This is a genomic window from Streptomyces sp. WAC 04229, from assembly GCF_003947455.1.
Taxonomy (GTDB): Bacteria; Actinomycetota; Actinomycetes; order Streptomycetales; family Streptomycetaceae; genus Streptomyces.
In genome coordinates, this window is the sequence record NZ_QHJH01000243.1 from 1 (window position 1) to 9,586 (window position 9,586).

5 protein-coding genes and 2 pseudogenes are annotated in these 9,586 nt (G+C 73.2%); 2 read left to right on the forward strand and 5 right to left on the reverse strand.

Going from position 1 to position 9,586, the window contains the following annotated elements; all coding sequences use genetic code 11:
• A pseudogene (locus tag DMH12_RS34755) lies at window positions 1-644 on the reverse strand (hypothetical protein); the annotation flags it as partial.
• Window positions 645-861: 217 nt separating this feature from the next.
• Window positions 862-1,788 carry a mycothiol synthase gene (gene mshD / locus DMH12_RS34760; protein WP_125495315.1) on the reverse strand — a complete coding sequence of 309 codons (927 nt, stop codon included), beginning with the start codon at window positions 1,786-1,788 and terminating at the stop codon, window positions 862-864.
• A gap of 184 nt (window positions 1,789-1,972) precedes the next feature.
• Here mshD and DMH12_RS34765 point away from each other — a divergent pair, with 184 nt between their 5' ends.
• Window positions 1,973-3,787, forward strand: a complete 1,815-nt coding sequence (locus DMH12_RS34765; RefSeq protein ID WP_125495316.1) for a bifunctional UDP-sugar hydrolase/5'-nucleotidase — start codon at window positions 1,973-1,975, stop codon at window positions 3,785-3,787.
• A gap of 145 nt (window positions 3,788-3,932) precedes the next feature.
• Window positions 3,933-5,228 (forward strand): annotated as a pseudogene (locus DMH12_RS34770) (PQQ-binding-like beta-propeller repeat protein); the annotation flags it as partial.
• A 12-nt stretch (window positions 5,229-5,240) separates the two neighbouring features.
• On the opposite strand, the gene DMH12_RS34775 reads toward DMH12_RS34770, so the two are convergent.
• The 3 genes from DMH12_RS34775 to DMH12_RS34785 form a co-directional block, all read right to left on the reverse strand.
• On the reverse strand, window positions 5,241-5,981 hold the full coding sequence (locus tag DMH12_RS34775; protein WP_125495318.1) for a class I SAM-dependent methyltransferase: 741 nt from the start codon (window positions 5,979-5,981) through the stop codon (window positions 5,241-5,243).
• 114 nt (window positions 5,982-6,095) lie between these two features.
• The gene (locus DMH12_RS34780) at window positions 6,096-6,281 is read right to left on the reverse strand and encodes a hypothetical protein (RefSeq protein ID WP_125495319.1); all 186 of its coding nucleotides are present in this window, start codon (window positions 6,279-6,281) and stop codon (window positions 6,096-6,098) included.
• Window positions 6,282-6,481: 200 nt separating this feature from the next.
• The gene (locus tag DMH12_RS34785) at window positions 6,482-9,460 is read right to left on the reverse strand and encodes a BTAD domain-containing putative transcriptional regulator (RefSeq protein WP_125495320.1); all 2,979 of its coding nucleotides are present in this window, start codon (window positions 9,458-9,460) and stop codon (window positions 6,482-6,484) included.
• Window positions 9,461-9,586 lie beyond the last annotated feature (126 nt).

Here is a 9,586-nt window from a genome sequence, read left to right on the forward strand (position 1 = left end):
GGAAGAGGGTGAACAGGCGGGGCCGCTCCCTTTTGGCCCCTTCGGTCCAGCGGGCCCGGTGGGTTGCCCCCTCCGCGGGGGCCCGGGCGGCGTCCTCGTGGGAGCAGGGGGGCGGGCGGGGCCTCAGCTTCCGGGGGCGGGGCCCGATTCTGTCCCGGCCCTCACGGGGCGACGTCCTCGTGGAAGCAGGCGGCGTGGCGGGCCATGAGCTCGCGTGAGCGGGCCCAGATCATGTCCAGGACCTCGCGGGGCTGGAGGCCGGAGGCGGAGCGGGTGGCCACGCCGGTCGCGATGCGGCGCTTGAGGCCGGCGACGCGGACCATGAAGAACTCGTCCAGGTTGCTGGCGAAGATCGCGAGGAAGTTGGCACGCTCGAGGAGGGGGGTGGCGGGGTCCTCGGCGAGTTCGAGGACGCGTTCGTTGAACGCGAGCCAGCTGCGTTCGCGGTCCAGGAAGCGGCCCTGCGGGAGCTGGGCGCCGCCGGCCTGGGACTCCTCCGACTCCTCGTACGCGTCGAGGTCGGCGTCGATGTCCGGCTCCAGGTCGGAGACCGTGGCGGCCACGGTGTGCGAGCGGTGCGCGGCGATGGAGCCCACGGAGGGCTGCGTGTGCTGGACCTCTGCCTGGGTGTTCGGCTGCCTCATGAACCCATTCTTCCGCGCCACGCGCCGGACAGGCGCGTCGGAGGGCACGGAAGGCTCTGGCTCGGTGGGCTTCATTCGGTGAGGGTCGCAAGGCTGTCTGAATCGATGGTTACGGGGACATGACGTGTGGGATAGCGGGGGGCCTCCGGCGGGAGGCATGAGGGCGGCCCGTGGCCGCTCCGGTAGGACCTCGCCTCCCGGGCCGTGTGAGGGGGGTTCAGGACTCCGTGCGGTACATCAGGTCCGTCTCGTGGGTGACGAAACCCAGGCGCTCGTAGACGGACACGGCGGCCTTGTTGTCCGCGTCCACGTACAGCATCGCCGTGGGGAGCCCCTGTCCGGCCAGGTGCCGCAGGCCGATGGTGGTCAGGGCCTTGCCCAGGCCGCCGCCCTGGACGTCGGGGCGGATGCCGAGGACGTACACCTCGCCCAGGCGCTCCTGCGCGTGCACCTTGGTCCAGTGGAAGCCGATCAGCTCGCCCGCCCGCTCGGCCAGGAAGAAACCGGCCGGGTCGAACCACTCCTCGGCCTCGCGGTCGTCGAGGTCCCGCTGGGTGAGGGAGCCCTGCTCGGGGTGGTGGGCGAAGGCGGCGGCGTTCACCGCGAGCCAGGCCGCGTCGTCCTGCCCGGGTACGAAGGCGCGGACGGTGACCCCCTCGGGCAGCCGCGGGTCCGGCAGGTCGAGGTCTGCCAAGGGCCGTCGCAGCTGCCGCAGTTCGCGGAACAACGTCAGGCCGAGCACCTGCGCGAGGTGCCGGGCGGCGGAGTGGCCGCCGTGCGCCCAGATCCGCAGCCGCTTGCCGGAGGCGGCGAGCAGCGCGGAGCCCAGGGCGCGTCCGTGTCCCTGGCCCCGGTGCGAGGGATGGACGACCAGTTCGGCGGCCGGCGGCTCGATCGGGTCGGTGCCCTCCAGTTGGGCGTAGCCGACGAGTTCGCCGTCGACGGTGAGCAGCAGGTGCGCGATGCCCTCCCGCGCGGGGCCGCGCAGGTGCAGCCGGCCCTGCTCGGACACGGCGTGCTGCCCGTCGTTCCGGGCCGCCTCGCCGAGCAGGGCGAGGACCGCGCCGGTCTGCTCCGGGGTCAGTTCGGCGAGGGTCTCGATCGAGCGGGGGCGGCCGGGCCGCACGGTGTCGTCGCTGGTCATGCGTACGAGGGTAAGGGGCGGGCGGGGCAAAGCGGCGGCAGCCGCGGGAGCGGGTGGGCGGGCCGGAAGGTAAACCAGGATGTAACCCGGAAACCCCTGTCGCGCTACGCGCGTTGACTCTAGGCTGCCGCTCCGACGGGCCGTCCCTCAGCGGCTCGCGCCACGCACACCCACAGGGGGGCGCATGCCAGCCACAGCACAGCCGCACGAGTCGCGCCGCAGACGCCGCAGGAGTGTTCTTCTCGCCGCCGCCACCGTCGTCACCGCCGGGGCGCTCGCCGCCGCGGCCCTGCCGGGGTCGGCGAACGCGGACGCGGACGCGAGCCGGCACGGGCACGGGCACGGCCGCTACCAGGACGTCCAGTTGCTCTCCTTCAACGACCTGCACGGCAACCTGGAGCCGCCCGCCGGTTCCTCCGGCCGGGTCACCGAGGTCCAGCCGGACGGCACGACGAAGACGGTCGACGCGGGCGGTGTGGAGTACCTCGCCACCCATCTGCGCGAGGCCCGCAAGGGCAACCGCTACTCCGTCACCGCGGCCGGCGGCGACATGGTCGGCGCGTCCCCGCTGCTGTCCGGTCTCTTCCACGACGAGCCGACCATCGAGGCGCTGAACAAGCTCGACCTGGACGTCACGTCGGTCGGCAACCACGAGTTCGACGAGGGCGCGAAGGAGCTGGCCCGCCTCCAGAAGGGCGGCTGCCACCCCACCGAGGGCTGCTACACGGACAAGAGGTTCAAGGGCGCCGACTTCCCGTACCTGGCCGCGAACGTCCTGGACGAGAAGACGCGGAAGCCGATCCTCGAGCCGTACTGGGTGTGGAAGAAGAACGGTGTCAAGGTCGGCTTCATCGGCGTGACCCTGGAGGGCACCCCGGACATCGTCACGGCCGAGGGCGTGAAGGGCCTCTCCTTCAAGGACGAGGCCGAGACGATCAACAAGTACGCCGAGGTGCTCCAGCGCCAGGGCGTGAAGTCGATCGTCGCCCTCATCCACGAGGGCGGCTTCCCGGCGTCGGCCTCCTACAACTACGACTGCGACGCCCCGGGCGCCGGCGACGGCGTCTCCGGCCCGATCGTCGACATCGCGAAGACCGTCACGCCGCAGGTCGACGCGCTGGTCACCGGGCACACGCACAGCGCGTACGTCTGCACGATCCCGGACCCGGCGGGCAACCCCCGTATGGTCACCTCGGCCGCGTCCTTCGGCCGCCTCTACACGGACACCACGCTGACCTACGACCGGCGCACGGGCGACATCGCGCGTACGTCGGTGAAGTCGGCGAACCACGTGGTGACGCGGGACGTCCCGAAGGCGCCCGACATGACCCGGCTGATCGACAAGTGGGGCACGCTGGCCGCCCCGATCGGCAACCGCCCCGTCGGCCACGTCTCCGCCGACATCTCCCGCGACGGCACCGAGTCCCCGCTGGGCGACCTGATCGCCGACGCGCAGCTCGCGTACGGGAGGACCCAGGACCCGGAGACCGACCTGGCCCTGATGAACCCGGGCGGCATCCGGGCCCCGCTGACCTACGCGTCCTCGGGCGCCGAGGGCGACGGCGTGGTCACCTACGCCGAGGGCTTCACCGTCCAGCCCTTCGCCAACACGGTGAACCTCAAGGACTACACGGGCGCCCAGCTGGTCCAGGTCCTCAAGGAGCAGGTCAGCGGCCCGAACGAGGCCGCCCCGAAGATCCTCCAGGTCTCGTCCGGCCTCACCTACACCCTGGACCTGACGAAGTCCGGCGCGGACCGCGTGGTGACGGACTCGATCCGCCTCGACGGCGCCCCCGTCGACCCGGCGGCCACCTACCGCGTCGCCTCCAACAGCTTCCTCGCGGGCGGCGGTGACGGCTTCCCCACCCTGAACGAGGGCGCGAACGAACTGGTGGGCGCGGACGACCTGGCCGCCCTCGAGCAGTACCTGACGGCCAACTCGTCGGCGACCGACCCGATCGAACCGCCGGCGGCGGACCGGATCACGGTCGTGCGGTAGCCGGCAGCCCGAGGTTCCCTCCGAGGCCCGGTCCGCGCCCACCTGGTGTGCGGGCCGGGCCTCATCCGCCCCGGGCGACCGCGATCCGCAGCACGTCCTCCAGGGCCTCCGCCGACCTTGCCAGCGCGAACCGCACGGCCCGCTCCCCGGCCCGCGCGTCGCCGACATGCGCGCCGCCGCCGTCGCGGCACCCCCGCCGGAGTCCGCCCTCACCGCCTCCTGGTCCCGGGTGCGCCCCGGCGTCAACGGCGCCGACCCGGCGCTGCCGGCCGCCCCGCCCGTGCCCACCGCGCCGCCCGAGGCGTCACCGGCCGGCTGGCGCCCCTGGCGCTTCCGCATGTCCAACGACGTCTGGGGCACCCCCCGCGTCGCCGAGGACCTCGTCTACGTCACCTCCTTCGAGGTGCACGCCCTGGACGTGGCCACCGGACGCCGCCGCTTCAAGACCCGGGACGTCGCCTGGTCGATGGCGGTCGCGGACGGCCGTATCCACGCCTCCGACGGCCCGACCCTGTTCGCCCTCGACGCCCGCGAGGGCGGCGACCTCTGGCGCGTCCAGAACGACGCCTGGGTGTACTCCCTCCAGGCCGACCGCGGCACCGTCCTCACCGCCACCCGCGGGGGCGGCGTCCAGGCGTGGGAGACCTCCGGCGGCCAGAAGCTGTGGGAGATCACCGGCGCCCAGACCGACTTCGAGTCCCCGGAGGCCGGCCCCGCCCTCCACGACGGCACGGTGTACGTCTGGCAGGACGCCCGGCTGCGCGCCCTGGACGCGCGCACCGGCGACGAGAGATGGTCGTACCCGATCGGCGACGCGGCCTCCTGCGGCGGCGTCCCCGTCCGTGTCACCCAGGCACCCGACGGCTACGTCTACGTCGCGGCCGGCACCCGGGTCCTCGCCCTGGAGGTCGCCTCCGGCCACGTCCGCTGGCACTTCGAGGCCCCCGCGGTCTTCCTCGCCCCGCCCGCCTTCGTCCCCGGTCCCGCGGTGACCGGCGGCGGTGTCTACCTCGCCGACTACCTCGGCACGGTGTACGCCCTCGACGCCACCGACGGCCGCGACCGCTGGCGCATCGCGACGGAGGCCCGCTCCTCCACCGACCCGGTCCTGGTCGCCGCGGGCCACGTCCACGTGGGCAGCGGCAAGGGCCTCTACACCCTGGACGCGGTCACCGGCACCCCCAAGTGGCGCTTCCAGGCGGGCGGCGAGATCGTGGGCGCCCCCGCGGTCGCCGAGGGCCGCATCCACTTCGGCTCCACGGACCACCTGCTCTACACCCTGAAGGCCGACGACGGGCGCCTGCGCTGGAAGCTGGCGACCGGCGGCGAGATCACCGGCTCCCCGGTCGTCCGCGACGGCATCGTCTACGCGTGCAGCAAGGACCGCTGCGTGTACGCCCTCGACGCGGAGAAGGGGACGGGGACGGCCCGGACCACCTGATCCGGGGCGCGCTCAGGCCGGCTTGCGCCAGACGGAGACGTGCTTCTCGGAGTCCTGGACGAACGGCGAGCCGTCCCAGTCCGCGACCCGGCGCTCCAGTTCGAGCCCCGCGATCCGGGCCATCAGGTCCAGCTCGGCCGGCCAGGCGTACCGGTGCCGGGAGTTGTCGCGGCGGTACTGGCCGGTGTTCTCGTCGCGGGTGAAGTGGTTCGAGACGAGCATCTGCTCGACCAGGTCGAAGGTGTCGAAACCGAGGTGCCGGTCGGACACGTCGAACGGCACCGCGACCTGACCGGGCGGCAGGCGCCGCAGCGGCGGCACCCCCAGCTCGATGACGAACCGGCCGCCGGGGCGCAGATGGCGTGCGGCGTTGCGGAAGCACTCGACCTGCTCGTCCTGGGTGAGCAGGTTCGAGATCGTGTTGTAGACGAGGTAGACCAGGGCGAATTCGCCGGGGACGACGGTCTTCGCCATGTCCCCGATGGTCACCGGGAGGGTGTCCTCGTCGGCCTTGCGCCGCAGCACGGCGGCCATGTGCTCGGAGAGTTCGATGCCCGCCACCGGTACGCCGCGTTCCCTGAGCGGGACGCCCACGCGGCCGGTTCCGATGGCGAATTCGAGGGCGCGGCCGTCTCCGGCGAGCCCGGCGAGGAAGTCGAGAGTCGGTGCGAGGGCGGCGGCCGAGGAGTTCTCGGCCTCCTCGGCGTCGTAGCGGTCGGCGGTCGCGCGGCTCCACAGCTCACTGCTCGTCACGGGCGACCACTCTGCCGGGCCGCGGCGCGCGCTGTCGACGCATTTGAACGCCCACGGCCGCGGCGGCTCCCCTCCGCGCCGCCGCGGCCGATTCCCCCGTGCGGGAAGAAGGTCCTACTTGCCGTCCCGCTTCAGCGCGGGCGGGGTGGGCATGGCGTTGTCCATCGTCTTGACGGTGTCCTTGGCGGGCTCGCTGGGCATGGCGTTGTCCTGCGTGGTGACGGTCTCGTCGTTCGCCGGCGGCGTGGGCATCGCGTTGTCCTGCGTCGTGACCTTCGCGTCCTGCTTGTCGTCGCTCATGTCTTCATTCCTTTGCTGCGAAGTCGGAAGAGAGCAACGCCCGCCCGGAAGCTCCCCCGAGGGCCGCCGGACGGGCGTTCGGAGCCGCACACTAACCCGTCGGCTCGCTGGTCACCCGTCTGCCCCCCGACGCGACGGCGTGACAGGAACGAGCGTGACTGAGGGCGATAAACGAATGCTGAACGGCCCTGTCACCCGGTTCACGCCGCCGTCGCGGGCTTCAGCAGTGCTCGTACGGCGTCCGCCTCCGGAGATCCGTTCGCCTCGTAGAGGAGGACGGCCTCCTGCCAGCACGCCTGCGCCCGGTCTGCCTGTCCGAGCGCGGCGAGTGAACGGCCCAGCAGTGTCAGCACGTTCCCCCGCATTCGGTCACCGCCGATGCACCCCAGCGCCAGTGCCTGCTCGGAGTGCTGCGCCGCCTGGGCGGGACGGCGGGCGGCCAGGTGCACCTCCGCCATGCGGAAGTTGGTCGTTCCCTGCCACAGACGCTGTCGGTGGGCCTCGAAAATGCCCAGGGCGTCGGAGAACTGGTGCAGGGCCTCGCTGTGGCGATCGGCGTTCGTCAGCGCGATACCCAGCGTGAAGTGCCCGTTGGCGAGACGCATGGTCCGGCCGATGTCGAGCTGCGCGGTCAGCCCGCGCTGCGCGATGGCCACTGCCTTCGCGGTGTTGCCCATACCCAGATGGGCGCGGGAGAGGTTGCACAGACTGAGCGCCTCGCCGGCCCGGTTGCCGGCTGCCCGGTACCCCTCGATGGCCTGTTCCAAAAAGCCCCGTCCGTCCGCGTACCGGCCCTGGTGCAGCGAGATGAGCCCCCGGTCGTTCGCGACCCAGCTGACCGCGGTGGTGTCCTGCGCGGATTCCGCCAGTGACATGGCCTGCTCCGCCTGTTCGGAGGCTTGCTGGATGCGGCCGGAGACCAGGAGGACATTGGTGAGGGTGGTCCGGGCCCGGCCCTCGGCGTGGGCATCCCGCGCGGCTTCGGTGGCGCCGCACATCGCGTGCGCCGTCGTCTCGTACTGGTGAGAATTCGCGCCGGACTCCGCCAGGTCCTTGGCCGCCCAGAGCAGATCCACCGCTCGCCGCAGCCGGTCCGTTCCGGCCGACTGCCGCACACAGGCGAGCAGCGGAGCCGCCTCGCTGTACAACCAGTCGAGGGCCGCCGCACCCTCGGTGAACGTCAGCCCCGGATGCACCGTCCGCTCCAGACCGTCCACCAGCCGGTCCCCGGGCCGCTCGATCGCGTACACCCCCGCAGCCGTCGCCAGGTAGAAGTCCAGCAACCGCGACAACGCCGCCCCCCGCTCGCTCGGCGGATGCTCGTCCCGTTCCGCGCACGCACGCGCGTAGAGGCGGACCAGGTCGTGGAAGCGGTAGCGGCCCGGGGCCGCCGATTCCAGGAGGGACGTGTCGACCAGGGACTCCAGGAGGTCCTCCGTGTCCTCCACGGGGAGGTCCAGCACCGCCGCCGCGGCCGCCAGGGAGATGTCCGGGCCGTCGGCCAGGCCGAGGAGGCGGAAGGCGCGGGCCTGGGCGCGCTCCAGCTGGCCGTAGCCCAGCTCGAAGGTGGCCTTGACGGCCAGGTCACCGGCCTGGAGTTCGTCGAGGCGGCGCCGCTCGTCCGCCAGCTTCGCCGCGAGGACCGAGACCGTCCAGGTGCGACGGGCCGCGAGCCGGGACGCCGCGATGCGGATGGCGAGGGGCAGGAAGCCGCACGCGCCGACCACGTCCAGCGCCGCCTCCCGCTCCGAGGCCACCCGCTCCTCGCCCACGATCTTCGTGAAGAGGGCCAGCGCCTCCTCCGGGGACATCACGTCCAGGTCGACCAGCTGCGCCCCGGCGAGGTCCACCATCCGCACCCGCGCCGTCACCAGCGCCGCGCAGCCCTCCGTGCCGGGCAGCAACGGCCGTACCTGCGCGGCGTCACGGGCGTTGTCGAGGAGGACGAGGACGCGGCGCCCGTCCAGCACGGAGCGGTAGAGGGCGGCGCGCTCCTCCAGGGAGTCGGGGATGGCCGAGTCCGCCGTGCCGAGGGCGCGGAGGAACGAGCCCAGTACCGTCTCCGGTTCCGCCGCCCGCGCGCCCGCGCCCTGGAGGTCGACGTACAGCTGCCCGTCCGGGAAGGCGGCCCGCGCCTGGTGGGCGACGTGCACGGCGAGGGTGGTCTTGCCGACGCCGCCGATGCCCGCCAGCGCGGAGACCGCCATGACGCGGCCGGAGTTCCCGCTCCCGTCCCCGGACGCGGACGACAGTACGTCGCTCAGCTCGCGCACGAAGGCGGCCCGGCCCGTGAAGTCGGGCACCGTGGCCGGGAGTTGTGCCGGACGCACGGGGGACGACACCGTCTCCGCGGCCGGGGCCGACGGTTCGGCGAGGCCGGGGTCGGCCTGGAGGATGCGCTGCTGGAGTTCCTGGAGGCCGGGCCGGGGGTCGACGCCGAGTTCGTCGGCGAGCAGGCGCCGCGTGTCCGCGTAGACCGCGAGGGCCTCCGCCTGGCGGCCGCTGCGGTACAGGGCCAGCATCAGCAGCTCGCGCAGGCGCTCCCGCAGCGGGTGCTCCGCGGTGAGCGCCGTCAGTTCCGACACCGCCTCCGCGTGGCAGCCCTGCTCCAGGTCCATGTCCAGGCAGGTTTCGAGGAGTTGCAGCCGCCACTCCTCGAGACGGACGCGCTGCGCCTCCGCGTAGGGTCCCGGAACGCCCGCCAGCACCTCGCCGTCCCACAGCGCGAGCGCGCGGCGCAGGAGGTCACGGGCATGGCACAGGTCCCCCGCGGTCCGCGCCTTCTCGGCGCCGGTGGCCAGGTCCTGGGCCGCCGCGAGGTCCAGCGCCCCCTCGGCGAGCCCCCGCACGGCGTACCCGCCGGACTCGCTCACCAGGACCCCGGGGTCCAGGATCTTCCGCAGCCGGGACGCGTACGTCCGCACCGCCGCCAGCGCCTGCGACGGCGGTTCCTCGCCCCACAGGGCGTCGATCAGTTCGGCCGCCGTCGCCGTGCGGCCCTCGCGGAGCAGCAACGCGGCCAGCAGCGCGCGCTGCTGCGGGGAGCCGGTGGCCAGCGCCCCCTCGCCCCGCCAGGCCCGCACCGGTCCGAGCACGCCGAACCGGAGCGCGGCCGACCCGTCCGGTTCCGCCGGGGTTCCGGGACGCCGCTGTTCCGGAACCCGCGGTCCACCGTCCATGCCGTCGTCCCCCTAGACGTCCTGAGCAACCAGGCCAGTTTGCCTTGTTCATGCCGACCACGTCAGCCGTGGGAGACGCCGATCACAAGGTTCTCACCTGCTCCCCGACCCCTCCCCCTCCAGCTC